Origin of the sequence: Variovorax sp. R-27, from assembly GCF_049913215.1 — a bacterium.
Lineage (GTDB): Bacteria > Pseudomonadota > Gammaproteobacteria > Burkholderiales > Burkholderiaceae_C > Variovorax.
Window position 1 is genome coordinate 2,152,998 of sequence record NZ_CP183984.1, and the last position, 16,744, is coordinate 2,169,741.

Sequence of the window (16,744 nt, forward strand, 5' to 3'; positions counted from 1 at the left end):
CCCTGTATTCCTAACCACCATCCAACTCAGGAGAAACTGATGGCAAAGACCGTCGCCGATGTACTCAAGCTCGTCAAGGAAAACGAGGTCAAGTTCGTCGACTTCCGCTTCACCGACACCCGTGGCAAAGAGCAGCACGTGACCGTGCCGGTCTCGGCTTTCGATGAAGACAAATTCACCTCGGGCCACGCATTCGACGGCTCGTCCATCGCTGGCTGGAAGGGGATCGAAGCTTCGGACATGCAGCTCATGCCCGACCCGAACACCGCCAACATCGACCCTTTCTTCGAAGAAACGACGCTGATCCTGACCTGCGACGTGATCGACCCCGCCGACGGCAAGGCCTACGAGCGCGATCCGCGTTCGCTCGCCAAGCGCGCCGAGGCGTACATGAAGGCTTCGGGCCTGGGCGACACCGCCTTCTTCGGTCCGGAACCCGAATTCTTCGTGTTCGACGGCGTCCGCTGGAAGAACGACATGTCGGGCTGCTTCGTGAAGATCGACTCCGAAGAAGCCTCGTGGAACACCGACAAGGAATACGAGCACGGCAACACCGGCCATCGTCCGGCAGTCAAGGGCGGCTATTTCCCGGTTCCCCCGGTCGACAGCTTCCAGGACATGCGCTCGGAAATGTGCCTGGTGCTCGAGTCGCTCGGCATCCCGGTCGAAGTGCATCACCATGAAGTGGCCAACGCCGGCCAGATGGAACTCGGCACCAAGTTCAGCACGCTGGTCCAGCGCGCCGACTGGGTCCAGTTGCAGAAGTACGTGATCCACAACGTGGCCCACGCCTACGGCAAGACCGCCACCTTCATGCCCAAGCCCATCGTCGGCGACAACGGCTCCGGCATGCACGTGCACCAGTCGGTCTGGAAGGACGGCAAGAACCTGTTCGCCGGCGACGGCTATGCAGGTCTCTCGGACTTCGCCCTGCACTACATCGGCGGCATCATCAAGCACGCCCGTGCCCTGAACGCCATCACGAACCCCGGCACCAACAGCTACAAGCGCCTGGTGCCCGGCTTCGAAGCCCCGGTGAAGCTGGCCTACTCGGCCAAGAACCGCTCGGCCTCGATCCGCATCCCGTTCGTGGCCAACCCGAAGGGCCGCCGCGTCGAAGCGCGCTTCCCCGATCCGCTGATGAACCCGTACCTCGGCTTCGCTGCGCTGCTGATGGCCGGTCTCGACGGCGTGGAAAACAAGATCCATCCGGGCGAAGCCGCCAGCAAGGACCTGTACCACCTGCCGCCGGAAGAAGACGCGCTGATCCCGACCGTCTGCCACAGCCTCGACCAAGCCCTGGAATACCTGGACAAGGACCGTGCGTTCCTGACCAAGGGCGGCGTGTTCACCGATGCGTACATCGATGCGTACATCGATCTGAAGATGCAGGAAGTCACGCGCTTCCGCATGGCGACCCATCCGGTCGAGTTCGACATGTACTACTCGCTGTAATCGAGCGAAGTACAACCTCACCAATCCATTGGCGGGGATGTAATGAAAAAGGACGGCCACGGCCGTCCTTTTTCAATGGAGTGGAACATCTTGTCACTGGTGGCATCGAATTGCACGAAAATGCACCTTTGTCGCCGCCCTCCACCGATACACATGAAGACTGCTTCTCTCATTTTCCTGGCCGGTTCATTGATCGCGCTGCCGGCGCTCGCGCAGGAACGCGTCTGGCGTTGCGGCAACGAGTACACCAACAACGCCACCATCGCCCAGCAGAAGGGCTGCAAGGTCATGGAAGGTGGCAACGTCACGGTCGTGCAAGGCACCAAGTCTTCGGGCGGTGGCTCTGCGTCGTCCGGTGGCTCTTCCGCGGCGCGTGCGCCGGCGGGCAGCCCGCGTGTCGAAGGCGTCGACCAGCGTGCCCGTGACGGCGAGGCTCGCTCGGTGCTCGAGTCTGAGCTCAAGAAGGCCGAGGCACGCCAGGCCGAGCTGCAGAAGGAATACAACAACGGCGAGCCCGAGAAGCAGGGCAGCGAAGGCCGCAATTACCAGAAGTACCTGGACCGCGTCGCCGAAATGAAGGCTGAGCTGGCGCGCAACGAGAGTGACATCGCCGGCATCCGCCGCGAAATCGGCCGCCTGCCGAACAAGCAGCAGTCGCAGTAGTCATGGTGTTCGGGAAGAAGGCGACCGGCGCCAATCCGCGCTTCCAGTCCTTCGACCTGCTGTCCACGCTGATCGCGGTGGTCAACAGCAACGGCTCCGTGCTGTTCGCCAACGCAGGCCTCGAAGACGCACTGGGCACCTCGCGCCGCACGCTCGAAGGCTCGCAGTTCGGCGCGTGTTTTCATGAGCCGCAGGTGCTGCGTACGGCCATCGACGGTGCGAGCAGCAACGACTTTGCAACGCTGCGCTATGAGGCCTTCCTGCGCCGCGTCAACCACGAGCTGATGCCCGTGCAGGTCACGCTTGCGCAGGGCGACAAGAAGGGCGAGCTCATCATCGAGATGTCGCCGCTCGAGCAGCAGGTGCGGCAAGACCGCGAAGAGCGCCTCATCGATCAGGCGCAGGCCAACAAGGAGCTCATCCGCAACCTCGCGCACGAAATCAAGAACCCGCTCGGCGGCATCCGAGGCGCGGCGCAGCTGCTGCAGATGGAGGTCGAATCGCGTGACCTCATCGAATACACCCAGGTCATCATCCACGAGGCCGACCGGCTGCAGACGCTGGTCGATCGGCTATTGGCACCGCACCGCCGCCCGCATGTGGTGGGCGACGTCAACATCCACGAGGTGTGCGAGCGCGTGCGCTCGGTCATCCTCGCGGAGTTTCCGCGCGACCTGCACATCGAGCGCGATTTCGACGTGTCCATTCCCGAGTTCCGCGGCGACCGCGAGCAGCTCATCCAGGCCACGCTCAACATCACGCACAACGCGGCGCAGGCGCTGACCGAGCGCCGCGCGGCAGGCGACGCGCAGATCACTTTCAAGACGCGCATAGCCCGTCAGGTGATCTTCAACAAGCAGTGGTATCGACTGGCACTGGAATTGCATGTAATCGACAATGGACCGGGTGTGCCGGACACGATCAAGGACCGCATCTTCTATCCGCTGGTATCGGGCAGGGAAGGCGGGACAGGGCTGGGATTGACGCTCGCGCAAACTTTTGTGCAACAGCATCACGGCGTGATCGAGTGCGACAGCGTCCCGGGCCGAACCGATTTCAAGATATTGATACCGCTGCCCTAGCGCAGCCACCGGCAACAGAGGAGATGCATGAAGCCGATCTGGATAGTTGATGACGACCAATCGATTCGCTTCGTGCTCGAGAAGGCTCTATTGCGCGAAGACCTGCCCACGCGCAGTTTCACGAACACGCGCGAGGTGCTGGCAGCACTCGAACAGGCCGCCGACGACGATCAGCAAGGTCCCCAGGTTCTGGTGAGCGACATCCGCATGCCCGGCGGTTCCGGGCTCGACCTGCTCGACAAGATCAAGGCCAAGCACCCCGGCCTGCCCGTCATCATCATGACGGCCTTCTCCGACCTCGACAGCGCCGTTTCGGCCTTCCAGGGCGGCGCCTTCGAATACCTGCCCAAGCCCTTCGACCTGCCGCGTGCGGTCGAACTCATCCGCCGTGCCGTCGATGAAAGCCAGCGCGAGGAAGTCGCCGAAGAACGCATGGTCGCGGCGCCCGAAATGCTCGGCCAGGCCCCTGCGATGCAGGACGTGTTCCGCGCCATCGGCCGGCTTTCGCAAAGCAACGTCACGGTGCTCATCACCGGCGAATCGGGCTCGGGCAAGGAACTGGTGGCGCGTGCGCTGCACAAGCACTCGCCGCGCGCCAACGGCCCCTTCGTTGCGATCAACACCGCAGCCATTCCCAAGGACCTGCTGGAGAGCGAACTCTTCGGCCACGAGCGCGGCGCCTTCACCGGTGCGCAAACCATGCGCCGCGGCCGCTTCGAGCAGGCCGAGGGCGGCACGCTGTTCCTCGACGAAATCGGCGACATGCCCTTCGACCTGCAGACGCGCCTGCTGCGCGTGCTGAGCGACGGCCATTTCTACCGCGTGGGCGGCCACAACTCGGTCAAGGCCAACGTGCGCGTCATCGCAGCCACCCACCAGGACCTGGAGCAGCGCGTCAAGCTCGGCGGCTTCCGCGAAGACTTGTTCCACCGCCTCAATGTGATTCGCCTGCGCCTGCCGGCACTGCGCGAACGCGGTGAAGACGTGCCCGCGCTCACGCGCCACTTCCTGCAGGTGAGCGCGCGTCAGCTGGGCGTCGAGCCCAAGCGCATTTCCGATGCGGCGCTGGCCAAGCTCGCGGCCTTCGGCTTCCCGGGCAACGTGCGCCAGCTCGAGAACATCTGCCACTGGCTGACCGTGATGGCGCCGGCCCAGCTGATCGAAGCGAAGGACCTGCCGCCCGAGGTGATGGCCGTCGGTGCAGGCGCTGAGACTCTCCATGTGCCCGAAGCCGCGACCGTCGCGCCGACCGCAGCGGCCCAGCCCGTGGCGTCGCTGCCAGTTGCAGGCAGCGAATCGGCGCCTGCGCACGCCGTCTCCGAGCCCGCTGAAGCCCATGCGGGCGTGAGCAGTTGGGAAAGCGGCCTGGAGCACGAAGCCCAGGCCTTGCTCGCGGCCGGCCGCACCGATGTGTGGGATGTGCTCTCGCGCCGCTTCGAGTCGAGGCTGATCCTTACAGCCCTGGCCAACACGCGCGGCCGCCGCATCGAGGCCGCGCAGAAACTGGGCATCGGGCGCAACACCATCACCCGGAAGATCCAGGAACTCGGCATCGAATAAAAAAGGCCCCTTGGGGCCTTTTTTATTGCCGGCTGGACTTATCCAGTCAGCCGTACCGGTGCAGAAGATCGCCCATCCCTCGTTCAAGTGATGCGCTGCTCCACCAATTGACTCACATTCCGGCCTGAGACCAGGGAGCATCCGGGCCCGCGCGCCGCGGGTACCGTCCACTCAAGCAAGGAGCGTAGCCATGTCTTTCAAGATTCTCTGCTGCGACGGCGGCGGCATCCGCGGCGTCATCACGGCGATGCTGATCCAGGACCTGGACAAGAGTTTCGGCATCGTCGCAGGCGCGAACGGTTTCGCCGGCACGTCCACCGGCGGCCTGATCTCGCTGGGCCTGGTGAACAACGTGAGCATCGACAAGATCGTCAGCGTCTACCAGAACGATGGCTCCACCATCTTCAAGCCCAACGGCTGGCTGCTGGACGCGCAAGCCAAGCAGCAGGACCGGGCACCGGCGCAGTCGACGGAAGACCTGCTGGGCAGCGGTCCGGGCATCTTCAAGTGCCAGTACGTCAACACCGGCTTGCAATCAGTCGCCCAGCAGCTGGTGGGTAGCGGCGGTGCACTGTCGTCGGCGAGCCGCTTCGTGGCCGTCAACTCCGCGCGGCTGTGGGATGCGAACCAGAACAGCTGGGCGCCGTGCACCATCTCCAACGGCCAGAGCAACGCCTATCGCGGCATCAGCATGGTGGACGCCGCGCTGGCCACCTCGGCCGCGCCAACGTACTTCCCGCCGTACCAGATGGGGGACTTCGGCTACTTCGCCGACGGCGGCACCTTCGCCAACAACCCCTCGATGACGGCGATCGTGGAAGCGATCTACCAGGGCTACGCCACCGCCCCGTCGGACATCGTGATGCTGTCGCTGGGCACCGGCGTCAATCCGGTGGGTGTGCCGCCCAGTTCCGTGTCCAACCCGCTGGACTGGGGCGTCACGCATTGGCTGTGGCCGTTCAGCGACGGCGTGGTGCCGGCTACTGCGCTGCTCAACCTCACCATGGATGCCACCGCGGAGTTGGCGGCGACCCAGGCCGGCCAGCTGCTCGGCAACAACTACATGCGCGGCAACGTGCCGCTGGCCCAGCCGTTCGGCCTGGACGACTACAAGAACGTGGGCGAGCTGGTGAGCGCGACGCAGAAATACATCGAGAGCTCGCCCGAATGGGCGGCGGTGCGCAGCTGGGTCCAGCAGAACTGGACTTGAGCGAGGCGAGCGACGCCGGGCGGCGTGTTTATCGGCTTCGCTGGCCCAGGGTCAGCGAATCGATCTGGAACTTTCCGCTCTTGTCCCAGAGCCAGGTATCCACGTACGTGTGGGCGCCGAGCTTGCCGGGGTTCGGCAAGGGCGACGTGGCCTTGATCAGCTCCGCAATCATCGGCGGTACTTCGGGCGCATGGCTCGGCGTGCGGCTGAAATCGACCCTGATCACCTTGCCCGTGGCGTCGATGTCGGTCTCGACGACCACCACCGCATACACCAGCGGCGGGATCTTGCCCTTGTAGATGCGGCTCGCGTACTTGTTGTAGATGTGGCGCGCGCCGATCTTGCGGTAGGTCCGCACGGCCGGCGTCTGCGCGGTGATCAGCCGCACCGTCGGCACGTCGCGTCCGGACGCGGTCTCGTCCGCAGGCGAGGTTGCAGCGCTCTTGCCGCCTTCTTCCGCCTTGTCGCCGGGCTTCAGCAGCGAGCAGGCCGTGAGTGTCAGCGCGACGGCCACGATTGCGAGGTTGCGTATGGTCATGGGCTCAGGCACCCTGCTCGAGATCGAGCACCACCGGCGCATGGTCGCTCGGCTTTTCCCACTTGCGCGGCACGCGGTCGATGATGCAGCCCTTCACGCGCGGCACCAGCGGCTGGCTCACCAGGATGTGGTCGATGCGCAGCCCGCGGTTCTTCTGGTAGCCCAGCATGCGGTAATCCCACCACGAATAGCTCTTCTCGGGCTGCTCGAACATGCGAAAGCTGTCCGTCAGGCCCAGGTCGAGCAGCGCCTTGAAGTGGTTGCGCTCTTCCGTCGTGTGATGGATCGTTTCCTTCAGGCCCACCGGGTCGAAGCTGTCGCGGTCTTCCGGCGTGATGTTGAAGTCGCCCAGCAGCACCAGGTTCGGGTTGGCCGCCAGCTCCTGGCGCAGCGAGTCGCGCAGTGCGTCGAGCCACTTCATCTTGTATGCGAACTTCTCGCTGCCCGGCTCCTGGCCGTTCACGAAGTAGCCGTTGACCACACGCAGCGGACCCGAAGGCGTCTCGACCGTGGCCGCGATCACGCGCGACTGGTCGTCGCTGAAGCCGGTGATGTTCTTCACCACGTCGCGCACCGGTGCAAGGCTGAGAATCGCCACGCCGTTGTAGGTCTTCTGGCCGAACACCGCGGCCTCGTAGCCGGCCGACTTCAGCACCTCGAGCGGGAACTTGTCTTCGGTCATCTTGAGCTCCTGCAGGCACAGCACGTCGACCGGGTTGGCAATGAGCCAGTCGAGCACGTGCTGCAGGCGCGCAGTGAGGGAATTGACGTTCCAGGTGGCGATTTTCATGGGTTTGCTGACTTGTTGATTGCCAATGATCTTTGCGTCGCGCGCGGCGCAGCGCTGCATTTGGCCGGTCAGCTTAGCAAAAGCACTCGACCTCTCCGAGTGCAAGGCAGGTAAGTGGGCGCAACAGTAGTTCGGGGCAGGCAGGCGGGCACTCCGGGGAATACTCCGGTTTCTTCGGCCATAGGCGCCCGGACGGCGAATGCGATGCGGCTACTCCGGCGCAGCAGCAGGTGCCTGGGATTCCTGCGCCTGCTGCAGGCTTGGTTGCTGCGGTGCGTCGACCGGAGCGGCCGGCCCGCATGCGCTGCGGTTCCTGATCGCGATGCCTTTGACGAGGTGGCGGGGCACGTGGTGTGTCCTTATCAACTGCGCCAGCGCCTCGCTGCGTGCTGGTTCGCATACCGGTAGAAACATGTGCAATGAGCTCATGGTGTCGTCCAGTGAACGCCAGAAAAGAAAGCTCGGATCTGAAAGAGGAGGGGAAGGCGGCCTCTGGCGTGGCCGGCGGACATTATGAGCGCCTGAATTCCGCCGTGCGCAATCGCCCTCCCGGCGCAGATGCCATCGGTCGAATGCTGCCTACAGCGTCTCGTTTTCCTTGAGCACGCCCGCCTTGCGCAGGGCGGAGTCCAGCCACTTGGCCGCCGTGTTGCCTTTCCTGATGGCCTCGATGCGTGCGGCTTCGTTCTCGACCTTCTGCTTTGCGGCCTGAAGAAGCGTCTCGACTCTTTCCCGCTCGACCACCACCACGCCGTCGGCATCGGCCACGACCAGGTCGCCTGCACGCACGGCCACGCCGCCCACGGACACCGGATGCCCGATGCGCCCCGAGGCCAGCTTCGTCGGGCCGTTGGGATTGGTGCCGACCGAGAAGACGGGAAAATCCATCTCGTCGATCTCGACGCTGTCGCGCACCGCGCCGTCGATCACCACGCCGGCGATGCCGACCTGCCGGCAGGCGTTCATCATGATCGTGCCCATCAGGGCGGCGCTCTGGTCGCCCTTGCCGTCGATCACCAGCACGTCGCCGGGCTTTGCCAGCGCGATGGCGGCGTGGATCATCAGGTTGTCGCCCGGCCGCACTTCGACCGTGAGCGCACTGCCGACGAGCGTCATCCGGTGGCGCAAGGCCTGGATGCGGCCGTGCAGGGCGCCGCGGCGGCCTGCCACGTCGGCAAGGATGGCAGGCTGGAACGCCGAGGCCTGCCGGACCAGATCGGAGGGAACGCGCTCGAAGTCGCGAATGATGTCGGGTAGCTGGTTCATCGTCTGTCTCTCGTTCTCTTTCTTACTCGGCCTTGACGTCGGCGTCCTTCACCACACGGCCCCACTTGCGCTTGTCGGCAGCCAGGAAGGCGCGGAATTGCTCGGGGGTGCTCCCTACGGGCTCCAGGCCGTCGGCAGCGAGCCGCTTGGAGATCTCGGGCATCGCCAGCACCTTGGCAACTTCGCGCTGGATGCGCTCGACGACGGCCGGCGGCGTGTTCTTCGCCGCGCAGATGCCTGCCCAGGTCACGGGGTCGAAGTCGGGAACGCCGGCTTCCGTCACGGTCGGAATGTCCGGAAAGGCCGCCAGCCGGCGCGGGCTGGCCACAGCCAGCGCGCGGAGCTTGCCGGCGCGTGCGTACTGCATCGAGCTGACGGGCTGGTCGAAGATCATCGAGACCTGGCCTGCAATGAGGTCCGTCATGGCCTGGCCAGTGCCTTTGTAGGCCACGTGAACGATGTCGATGCCTGCGCGGCTCTTCAGCATCTCGCCCGCAAGATGCCCGCCGGTACCCGTGCCCGAAGAAGCGAAGTTGATCTCGCCGGGCTTCTGCTTGGCGTATGCAACGAGCTCCTTGACGCTCTTCACCGGCAGGGTCGAATTGACCAGCAGCATGTAGGGCGCGTTGACGACTTGCGTGACCGGTGCGATGTCCTTCTCTGGATCGAAGGGCATGCTCTTCAGGATGTACGGCTGGATCGACAGCGTTCCCGTGGTGCACATCAGCAGCGTGTGCCCGTCCGCGGGCGCGCCGAGCATCGCCGATGCCGCGATGTTGCCACCGGCGCCGGGACGGTTTTCGACCAGCACTTGCTGCCCGAGCCCTTCCGCCAGCTTCGGCGCGATCAGGCGCGCCACGACGTCGTTGGAACCGCCGGGCGAAAAGCCGACGAGGATCTTCACCGGTTTCGACGGAAAGGCATCTGCAGCCCACGCAGGGGTTGCGCCAAGCCAGACGGTGCCCGCGGCAAGGGCCGGCAGCAGCTTCAGAAGAGGTTGGAGTTTCATTGCAGTTCCTGGTTGATGGCTTGGCCCGAGAGTTCGTCGCGCGCCCGCGCAATGCGGCGGCACCCTTCCAGCAGCTGCTCTGTGCTGGCGGCGAACGAAATGCGGAAATGTGTCGGCACGCCGTAGGCACTGCCTTGCAGCGCCGCCAGGTCCTGCGAATCGAGCAGGTGCATCACCCAGTCGTCGCTGCTTTCGATTGCGACGCCCTTGTGCGAGCGAAGACCGAACAGCGCGCTGCATGACGCGAAGATGTAGAACGCACCGTCGGGCGCTGCGCAATGGATGCCGTCGATGGCATTGAGCGAGGCAACCACCATGTCGCGCCGCTTCTCGTATTCGCGCCGGTTCGAGGCAATGGTGTCCTGCGGCCCCGTGAGCGCGGCGACTGCCGCAGCCTGTGCGATCGAGTTCGGCCCGGAGGTGCTCTGCGACTGGAGCTTGACCATCGCCTTGATCAGCGCCGAAGGCCCGGCGCCGTAGCCGATGCGCCAGCCCGTCATCGCGTAGGCCTTGGAAACGCCGTTCACCGTCAGCGTGCGGTCCTTGAGATCGGGCGCCACCTGGGCCATGGTGGCGAACTCGACGTCGCCATAGATCAGGTGCTCGTAGATGTCGTCGGTCAGCACCCAGACGTGGGGGTGGCGCCGCAGCACCTCGGCCAGTGCCTGGAGCTCGGCACGCGTGTAGGTCGCCCCGCTCGGGTTGTTCGGCGAGTTCAGCATCAGCCAGCGCGTCTTGCCGGTGATGGAGCGTTCGAGGTCGGCAGGCTGCAGCTTGAAGCCCGATGCCGCCGGGCAGTCGACGAAGACGGGGACGCCGCCGGCCAGCAGGGCGATGTCCGGGTAAGACACCCAGTAGGGCGCCGGCACGATCACCTCGTCACCCGCCGCGACCGTGCACATGAGCGCGTTGAAGATCACCTGCTTGGCGCCGGTGCCCACGATGATCTCGCCCGGTGTGTAGGCCAGCTCGTTCTCGTTCAGGAACTTGCCGGCAATGGCTTCCTTCAGCACCGGCGTGCCGCCCACGTCCGTGTAGCGGGTCTGGCCGTCGGTCATGGCTCGGATTGCCGCTTCCTTGATGTGCCCGGGTGTCTCGAAGTCGGGCTCGCCCGCGGTCAGGCCGAGGATGTCTCGACCCATCGCGCGCAGCTCGCGCGCCCTCTGGCCGGCCATGGAACTGGGGGATGGTTTGATTCGATTCAGGCGTGGTGCAATGTGAAGCATGCACGCAGTATCAAAGTCCGGCTGCCGCAGGACAAACGAGAAATCGGAGGGGCGCGGTATTCCTTTTTTTCCTGCAGAGCCATGGGCGTACATTCCGCTGGCATGAACTTCACTTTCAAGCAGCTGGAGGCCTTCCTCTTCAGCGCCAAGCTCCAGAGCTTCAGTGCCGCGGCGGTGAAGCTGCACACCACGCAGTCGGCCATCTCCAAGCGCCTGGCGGAACTGGAGGAATCACTCGGCGGCCCCTTGCTTCATCGCACCTCCCACGGCCTGGAGCTGGCCCAGGCTGGCCGGGAGCTGCTGCCGCTCGCGGAGGAAGCGCAACGGCTCTGGCAGCGCATCGAGCACGACATCAGCCTCGACAAGACGCTGCGCGGCACCTTCCGGGTGGGCGTGACGGAGCTGATTGCGATGACCTGGCTCACGCGCCTGATCCAGCTGCTGCAGAAGCTGCATCCCCAGGTAACGCTGGAGCCCGTGGTGGACGCGGGGCTCACGCTCTTCGAGCGCCTCGAAGCCAACAAGCTCGACCTGACCATCATGCCCGGCATCTTCTGGGGCCAGGCCTTCGAATCGATCAAGGTGGGGCAGGTCGACCAGGCCTGGATCGCGAGTCCGCGGCTCGACATTCCCGCGCGGGCATTGAAGCCGCACGAGTTTGCCGACTACCCCGTGATCGAGCAGCCTGCAGGCGCCTCGAAGAACAGGTTCTACGAAGCCTGGCGCGCGGAGCACGGCTTCCGCTTCGGCAAGGTCATGCTGACGAACAGCACGACCGTCTTGCGCGAACTGACGATCAGCGGCTTCGGCATCAGCCAGCAGGCGCTCGACTATGTGCGCCCGGACATCAAGAGCGGCCTGCTGCGTGTGGTGAAGAGCGACCCCATGCCGCCGCCGCTGGTCTACAGCGCGGTCTACCGGCGCGACAACTCCAGCCCCGCGCTGGCGCGCATCGTCGAGCTGGCCGTGAAGACATGCGATTTCACCTTGCGGGCGAGCCAGCACGACGTGGCCCCGGCGCGCCCACCGCGGGGCTCGGGCGCGACGCTGAGGCAGCGCTCGCTGCGCCAGGGCGTGAAGACGCCTGCCAGGAAGACCAGGAAATAGATGCGGGGTTACTGGGCCTACTGGGTCACGTGCCCGTAGCAGGCCTTCAGGCCCGTGTAGTCGTAGTAGTGCGCCGTGCCCGCAGCCTTGGCGCCATCGCAGGCCGCCTTGAAGTCGGTTTCCTTCTCGTTGTAGAGCATGCGCACGAGCAGTTTTCCGCCGCCGTCGGCGAACACGTCCCACTGCATGTTGGCCGCCATCGGCGAGACGTAGTCGCCGCGCCACGTGTTGCTGTCGTAGCTGAAGCTGGAGGCCTTGGGCACGCTCTGGTCCTCGCCCTTCAGGCCCATGCGCACCGCGAAGGGCATCATGATTTCCGCGTGCGTGAAGCGCAGCTTGGCCGCGTGCGAGCGGTCGCCCCTGGCGATTGCATCGACTTCGTTGAACATGTCGTCGACCAGGATCTGCGACATGCGCGAAGTGATGTCGCCCTTCTCCGTCATGCCGGGGCCCTTGTCGTAGAAATCGGAGCCGTCGTTGAGCGCGGCGAAGAACTTCGCCTGCGCTGCCGGCATGTAGGCCGTGAAATCGACGCCGGCCTCGCTGCGCATCGCGGGGGCGATCACATACAGCTCGTACAGCAGCGCGCCTGCGTCGCCGGGCGACTTGATCGATGTCTTGCCGTCGCCGCTCAGGCTGGGCGCGAACTTGCCGTCGTCGCTCGTGTAGCTGAAGCTGCCGCTGTTGGAAAAGCTGTACGTGCCGTTGGCGATCTTGTCGACGAAGCTCCTGGCGAACAGGCGCTCCAGCAGCAAGCGGCCGGCAGCCGCGGCCTCCGGCGCGACCGTCAGGCCGCTCTGCTTGGCGAGCAGGTCGGCATCGTTGCTCTTGTAGTTCTGGTAGGCCAGGCTGGCCTGGTAGGTCGTGTAGAGCGGATCGGTGGTGTTCGTTACCAGGTCGGTCGCCTTCACCAGCTTGTGGAAGTACAGCAGGAAGCGGTTGGTGCCCACCGGCTGGCTCACGGCCGTGCCGTTGTCGGGGTAGGGCGCCGGTGCCGGCGGATAGGTCAGCAGCGGCGCCAGCGCAGGCTGCACCGCCTTGAGCGACTGCACGAAGAAGTTGCCGCTGTCGACTGCGCGGTCGACGCCGGAGGTCACCGTCACGATCTGGCGCGGGGCGGAGCCGGCGTTGTCGCCGATCTGCTTCCAGTAGGCCGGCAGGCGCTGGACCAGCCTTGCCGCAAGCTGCGTGTGCTCGTTGATGCCAACCTGCGTCTCGTTGCCGTAGCCGGGCGTGCTGATGCCGGCCACGCCATAGCCGAGCAGGAAGTTGGCCTTCATGATCTTCAGCACGTCGGGCCCGAGCTTCTCGCCCAGTGGCGTGAGGGCGCCGTCGTCCTGTGCCTTCTTCCACATGTTGTAGATCGCAAGGTCGTACTTGAGGCCCGAGAGCCCGCGCGAGCCGTGGCGCGCAACCACCTCGGTGTAGACCGGCGAGAAGCCCGTGGGCGCTGCCTCGTAGGTGCTGACATCCTGCTGCGGGCGGTACGGCGCCTTGGTCTGGTAGTAGCGGTCGGTCAGGGCGGCGGCCGTTACCACCGCCTTGACGTCGTCAGTGTTCGCGGCCGATGCGAGCGCATCGCGGATGCGCTGCAGGCCTTCGTCGGAAGCGGCCTTGAGCGCGGCCTTGGCAACAGGGTCGCTCTCGGTGTTGATGTCGCCGAGGAGCTTCGACGCGACCACGCCGACAGAGATTGCCACCTTGCCCGCAGCGGTCTTGAAGTCGAGCCCGTTGGCTTCCATCTCCGCGACCACAGCGGTCGATTCGAAGTCGACAACGCCCGGTGCTTCCTTCGGCGCACGCAGCACGAGCGCTGAAGTCACCGGCTTGGAAGAGGGGATGGACGGATCGAGCTCCGTGGCATCGGTGCCGATCTCGGCCACGATGCCCGCGCCCGAGCCGGCAAGCGTGAAGCCGCCCTGCTTGTCCGATCGGGTGGACGGTTCGCCCGCATCGCAGCGGCCGTTGGAGTTGAGGTCCAGGCAGACCTTGGCGTTGACGAAGTAGCTGCCGACCACGACCCCGCTGGTGCTGGTGGTCGTTGTGCTGCCCGGCGTTGTGGAAACCCCGGCGGCCGGAGGCAAGACGAAAGAAGAACCGCTGTCTCCCCCTCCGCATGCAACCAGCAGGAGCGCCGAGAGACTGAGACAAGAAACCGGCACGAGGGCCAGGGCGCGGCGAAGCGGAGAAGTAGGCTGCATGAGAGTCACGGACGAGCGAAAGGGGTGGAGCTTTCAGCGCGTGCGTGACATGGCGGTGACTGACAGAGCGCAGCAGAAGGTGGTCAGGTCCTGGTCAGCTGGCCAGGCTGGCACTGACTACGCGCGATCAGTGCCGCCCGCTGCGCTGGATGCGGTGGCGCAATTGGCTGGAAAGCGTGTCCGCAACAATCACCATCACGGTGATGACGATGATGCAGGTGGCTGTCTCGGGATAGCGAAAGAGCTTGAGGCTGCTCACCAGCTCGAAGCCGAGTCCGCCCGCGCCGACCATGCCCAGCACCGTCGCCGAGCGCAGGTTCACCTCGAAGCGATAGAGCACCACGGCGATCCACGCAGTGACGACTTGCGGCAGCACGCCGAACACGATGACCTGCAACGGCCGCGCGCCGGTCGCGCGCAAGGCTTCGAGCGGGCCCTGGTCGATTTCCTCGATGGCATCCGCGAAGAACTTGCCCAGCATGCCCGCGCCATGGAGCGCCAGCGCCAGCACACCGGGAAACGGCCCCAGGCCCACGGCCGAGACGAACACCAGTGCCAGGATGAGCTCGTTGATGCTGCGCACCACGTTCAATGCCTGCCGCGTGCTCTGGTATATCCACCGGTTGCTCTGCAGGTTGCGCGCGGCCAGGAACGAAAGGGGAATGGCGGGTAGCACGGCCAGCAGCGTTCCCCACACCGCGATCTGCACGGTCTCGAGCGCGGGTGCGACGAGGCGGCTGAGGATGTTCAGGTCGGGCGGCAGGGTGCGGCCGAGAAAGTCCAGGATCTGCGGCAGGCCCGCTGCGAGTTCCGTCCAGCTGAGCTGGGCTCCGGCGGCGCTCCATTGCAGCGCCCAGGCCACGATGCAGAGTCCGATGAGCAGGTTGAACCAGCCGCGGCGCCCTTCGGGGAGCGGGCCGGTCCAGGCGTATCTGGTCGATGCGGTCTTCATGTTCGTCATGTTCATCCTTGCGTGCCGGCCATCGAGGGCATGGCCAGTGCAGTCGGGGTGCTGGCTGCGTCCTTCCGGTCGACGGCCGGTTGCGGCATGTTGTAGATGCGATCGATGTCGTCCTGCCCCATGGCCTGCGGCACGCCATCGAACACGACGCGGCCTTGCGCGAGCCCGACGATGCGGTCGGCAAACTCGCGCGCGTAGTCGACCTGATGCAGGTTGCACAGCACGGTGATCCCCAGGTCGCGCGAGGCATCGTGCAGGTACTGCAGCACTTTGCGCGAGGTCTGCGGGTCGAGACTGGCAACCGGTTCGTCCGCGAGGATCAGCCTCGGTCGCTGCGCAAGCGCACGGGCGATGCCCACGCGCTGCATCTGGCCGCCCGACAGCGAATCGGTGCGTTCATGCGCCTTGTGCGCAAGGCCCACGCGGCCCAGGCACTCGTGCGCCAGCGCGATGTCTTCGCGGCTGAAGAAGTGCATTACCGAAGCGAGCGTCGACACTGCACCCAGACGGCCGGTCAGCACGTTCTTCAACGCGCTCAGCCGCGGCACCACGTTGTGGTGCTGGAAGATCATTGCGACACGCTGGCGCAGCGCGCGCGTGTCCGCGCACTGCACGGCATCCATGCCGTCGACCTTCAGTTCGCCGCCGTCCGCCACGGCCAGGCGGTTCACGCATCGCAGCAGGGTCGATTTGCCGGCACCCGACTCGCCGAGCACCACCACGAACTCGCCCGCAGCCGCGTCCAGGTCAACGCCGCGCAGCACGGCGTTGTCGCCGTACTGCTTGGTGAGCCGCCGGATGCGGATCACTTCATGCTCCGCAGATCGAGCTTGAGCACCTTGGCGGTGTCGCGCACGACGTTGTAGGCCGCGTCGTTCGTGGGCTGGAAGCCGTTCAGCACGCCCTGGTCGCCCCACGGCAGGTCCTTGACGTTGGCCAGGGCCTTCGCGATCTTCGCCTTCAGCGCCGGATCGAGATCTTTGCGCCAGACCATCGGCGATTCGGGAATCGGGTTCGACGACCAGACGATCTCGAACTCGTCCGCTTTCACCTGGCCCTTGGCGATGGCGCTCGCGAGGATGCGGTCCGCCACGGCTGCGGCATCGACCTTCTTGTTGGCCACGGCGAGGATGCTGGCGTCGTGCGAGCCCGAGAAGATGACGCGGCTGAAGAAGGTCTCGGGGTCGTAGCCGGCCTGCAGCAGGCCCGCCTTGGGGAACAGGTGGCCGGACGCGGAGGTCGGGTCTACGAAGGCGAAGGTGCGGCCCTTCAGGTCGGCGGTCTTGGCGAGGCCGCTTTCCTTGCGCGCAATGATCACGCTCTTGTAGGAGCTCTGGCCGGTCTTCTTCGTGACGGCCACCGCGAAGGCTTCCACGTCGGCGATCTGGTTGGCCAGCACGTACGAGAACGGGCCGAGGTAGGCCACGTCGAGCTTCTTCGAACGCAGTGCTTCGATGACGCCGTTGTAGTCGGTGGCCACGAAGGGCTTGACCGGCATGCCCAGTTGCTGCTGCAGGCTGTCGAGCACCTGGCGGCTGCTCTCGATCATGGCCTGCGAGTCCTCGGCCGGAATCAGGCCGATGGTGAGAGGCGGCGCGGCCAGTGCCGGCATGGCGGCGACGGTGGACAGGGCGAGGGCGATCAGGCTTCGGCGCAGGCGAAAGAGGGGGCTCATG

Annotated in this window: 16 protein-coding genes; 6 read left to right on the forward strand and 10 right to left on the reverse strand. The window is 65.4% G+C overall.

Features of this window, described 5'->3' with window-relative positions:
* The first annotated feature begins 39 nt into the window (after window positions 1-39).
* The 5 genes from glnA to ACN9MV_RS09900 all read left to right on the forward strand — a co-directional run bounded on the left by glnA (window position 40) and on the right by ACN9MV_RS09900 (window position 5,970).
* The gene (glnA, locus tag ACN9MV_RS09880; protein ID WP_093050193.1) at window positions 40-1,455 is read left to right on the forward strand and encodes a type I glutamate--ammonia ligase; all 1,416 of its coding nucleotides are present in this window, start codon (window positions 40-42) and stop codon (window positions 1,453-1,455) included.
* A 153-nt stretch (window positions 1,456-1,608) separates the two neighbouring features.
* Window positions 1,609-2,118, forward strand: a complete 510-nt coding sequence (locus tag ACN9MV_RS09885; protein ID WP_426391995.1) for a hypothetical protein — start codon at window positions 1,609-1,611, stop codon at window positions 2,116-2,118.
* Between the two features lie 2 nt (window positions 2,119-2,120).
* Window positions 2,121-3,200, forward strand: coding sequence for a nitrogen regulation protein NR(II) (gene glnL / locus ACN9MV_RS09890; protein WP_093050198.1), 1,080 nt, complete (start codon window positions 2,121-2,123; stop codon window positions 3,198-3,200).
* 27 nt (window positions 3,201-3,227) lie between these two features.
* Entirely contained in the window at window positions 3,228-4,760 is a 1,533-nt protein-coding gene (gene ntrC / locus ACN9MV_RS09895) for a nitrogen regulation protein NR(I) (RefSeq protein WP_093050201.1), read from the forward strand.
* Window positions 4,761-4,950: 190 nt separating this feature from the next.
* Window positions 4,951-5,970, forward strand: coding sequence for a patatin-like phospholipase family protein (locus tag ACN9MV_RS09900; RefSeq protein WP_426391997.1), 1,020 nt, complete (start codon window positions 4,951-4,953; stop codon window positions 5,968-5,970).
* Window positions 5,971-5,998: 28 nt separating this feature from the next.
* Here the strand turns inward: ACN9MV_RS09900 and ACN9MV_RS09905 are convergent, their stop codons facing one another.
* The 6 genes from ACN9MV_RS09905 to ACN9MV_RS09930 all read right to left on the reverse strand — a co-directional run bounded on the left by ACN9MV_RS09905 (window position 5,999) and on the right by ACN9MV_RS09930 (window position 10,799).
* Window positions 5,999-6,508: a hypothetical protein gene (locus tag ACN9MV_RS09905; protein ID WP_093082763.1), complete on the reverse strand. Its 510-nt coding sequence runs from the start codon at window positions 6,506-6,508 to the stop codon at window positions 5,999-6,001.
* Between the two features lie 4 nt (window positions 6,509-6,512).
* Window positions 6,513-7,298: an exodeoxyribonuclease III gene (gene xth / locus ACN9MV_RS09910; RefSeq protein WP_426391999.1), complete on the reverse strand. Its 786-nt coding sequence runs from the start codon at window positions 7,296-7,298 to the stop codon at window positions 6,513-6,515.
* A gap of 210 nt (window positions 7,299-7,508) precedes the next feature.
* Window positions 7,509-7,727 carry a hypothetical protein gene (locus ACN9MV_RS09915; RefSeq protein ID WP_093180058.1) on the reverse strand — a complete coding sequence of 73 codons (219 nt, stop codon included), beginning with the start codon at window positions 7,725-7,727 and terminating at the stop codon, window positions 7,509-7,511.
* Window positions 7,728-7,877: 150 nt separating this feature from the next.
* A complete protein-coding gene (locus tag ACN9MV_RS09920; RefSeq protein ID WP_426392001.1) occupies window positions 7,878-8,564 on the reverse strand; it encodes an RraA family protein in 687 nt (228 codons plus the stop codon).
* 22 nt (window positions 8,565-8,586) lie between these two features.
* A complete protein-coding gene (locus ACN9MV_RS09925; protein WP_093082757.1) occupies window positions 8,587-9,573 on the reverse strand; it encodes a Bug family tripartite tricarboxylate transporter substrate binding protein in 987 nt (328 codons plus the stop codon).
* Window positions 9,570-10,799: a pyridoxal phosphate-dependent aminotransferase gene (locus ACN9MV_RS09930; protein ID WP_426392002.1), complete on the reverse strand. Its 1,230-nt coding sequence runs from the start codon at window positions 10,797-10,799 to the stop codon at window positions 9,570-9,572. Before ACN9MV_RS09930 ends, ACN9MV_RS09925 begins: the two co-directional genes overlap by 4 nt.
* A 102-nt stretch (window positions 10,800-10,901) precedes the next feature.
* On the opposite strand from ACN9MV_RS09930, the gene ACN9MV_RS09935 reads away from it, so the two are divergent.
* A complete protein-coding gene (locus ACN9MV_RS09935; RefSeq protein WP_093050221.1) occupies window positions 10,902-11,906 on the forward strand; it encodes a LysR family transcriptional regulator in 1,005 nt (334 codons plus the stop codon).
* Window positions 11,907-11,923: 17 nt separating this feature from the next.
* Here ACN9MV_RS09935 and ACN9MV_RS09940 read toward each other — a convergent pair whose 3' ends face one another.
* From ACN9MV_RS09940 to phnD, 4 genes are all read right to left on the reverse strand, one after another.
* Window positions 11,924-13,990, reverse strand: coding sequence for a histidine-type phosphatase (locus ACN9MV_RS09940; protein WP_426392003.1), 2,067 nt, complete (start codon window positions 13,988-13,990; stop codon window positions 11,924-11,926).
* Window positions 13,991-14,234: 244 nt separating this feature from the next.
* Window positions 14,235-15,074, reverse strand: coding sequence for a phosphonate ABC transporter, permease protein PhnE (phnE, locus tag ACN9MV_RS09945; RefSeq protein ID WP_218149814.1), 840 nt, complete (start codon window positions 15,072-15,074; stop codon window positions 14,235-14,237).
* Window positions 15,071-15,877: a phosphonate ABC transporter ATP-binding protein gene (gene phnC / locus ACN9MV_RS09950; RefSeq protein WP_426392004.1), complete on the reverse strand. Its 807-nt coding sequence runs from the start codon at window positions 15,875-15,877 to the stop codon at window positions 15,071-15,073. Before phnC ends, phnE begins: the two co-directional genes overlap by 4 nt.
* The gene (gene phnD, locus ACN9MV_RS09955; protein ID WP_426392005.1) at window positions 15,874-16,743 is read right to left on the reverse strand and encodes a phosphonate ABC transporter substrate-binding protein; all 870 of its coding nucleotides are present in this window, start codon (window positions 16,741-16,743) and stop codon (window positions 15,874-15,876) included. The genes phnC and phnD overlap by 4 nt, the downstream gene beginning before the upstream one ends.
* Window position 16,744: the final 1 nt, after the last annotated feature.

What these genes read in the sequence shown, in the direction of transcription:
- glnA (WP_093050193.1), top strand. Translation starts at nt 40, where the DNA reads ATGGCAAAGACCGTCGCCGATGTACTCAAGCTCGTCAAGGAAAACGAG.
- ACN9MV_RS09885 (WP_426391995.1), top strand. Translation starts at nt 1,609, where the DNA reads ATGAAGACTGCTTCTCTCATTTTCCTGGCCGGTTCATTGATCGCGCTG.
- glnL (WP_093050198.1), top strand. Translation starts at nt 2,121, where the DNA reads ATGGTGTTCGGGAAGAAGGCGACCGGCGCCAATCCGCGCTTCCAGTCC.
- ntrC (WP_093050201.1), top strand. Translation starts at nt 3,228, where the DNA reads ATGAAGCCGATCTGGATAGTTGATGACGACCAATCGATTCGCTTCGTG.
- ACN9MV_RS09900 (WP_426391997.1), top strand. Translation starts at nt 4,951, where the DNA reads ATGTCTTTCAAGATTCTCTGCTGCGACGGCGGCGGCATCCGCGGCGTC.
- ACN9MV_RS09905 (WP_093082763.1), bottom strand. Translation starts at nt 6,508, where the DNA reads ATGACCATACGCAACCTCGCAATCGTGGCCGTCGCGCTGACACTCACG.
- xth (WP_426391999.1), bottom strand. Translation starts at nt 7,298, where the DNA reads ATGAAAATCGCCACCTGGAACGTCAATTCCCTCACTGCGCGCCTGCAG.
- ACN9MV_RS09915 (WP_093180058.1), bottom strand. Translation starts at nt 7,727, where the DNA reads ATGAGCTCATTGCACATGTTTCTACCGGTATGCGAACCAGCACGCAGC.
- ACN9MV_RS09920 (WP_426392001.1), bottom strand. Translation starts at nt 8,564, where the DNA reads ATGAACCAGCTACCCGACATCATTCGCGACTTCGAGCGCGTTCCCTCC.
- ACN9MV_RS09925 (WP_093082757.1), bottom strand. Translation starts at nt 9,573, where the DNA reads ATGAAACTCCAACCTCTTCTGAAGCTGCTGCCGGCCCTTGCCGCGGGC.
- ACN9MV_RS09930 (WP_426392002.1), bottom strand. Translation starts at nt 10,799, where the DNA reads ATGCTTCACATTGCACCACGCCTGAATCGAATCAAACCATCCCCCAGT.
- ACN9MV_RS09935 (WP_093050221.1), top strand. Translation starts at nt 10,902, where the DNA reads ATGAACTTCACTTTCAAGCAGCTGGAGGCCTTCCTCTTCAGCGCCAAG.
- phnE (WP_218149814.1), bottom strand. Translation starts at nt 15,074, where the DNA reads ATGAACATGACGAACATGAAGACCGCATCGACCAGATACGCCTGGACC.
- phnD (WP_426392005.1), bottom strand. Translation starts at nt 16,743, where the DNA reads ATGAGCCCCCTCTTTCGCCTGCGCCGAAGCCTGATCGCCCTCGCCCTG.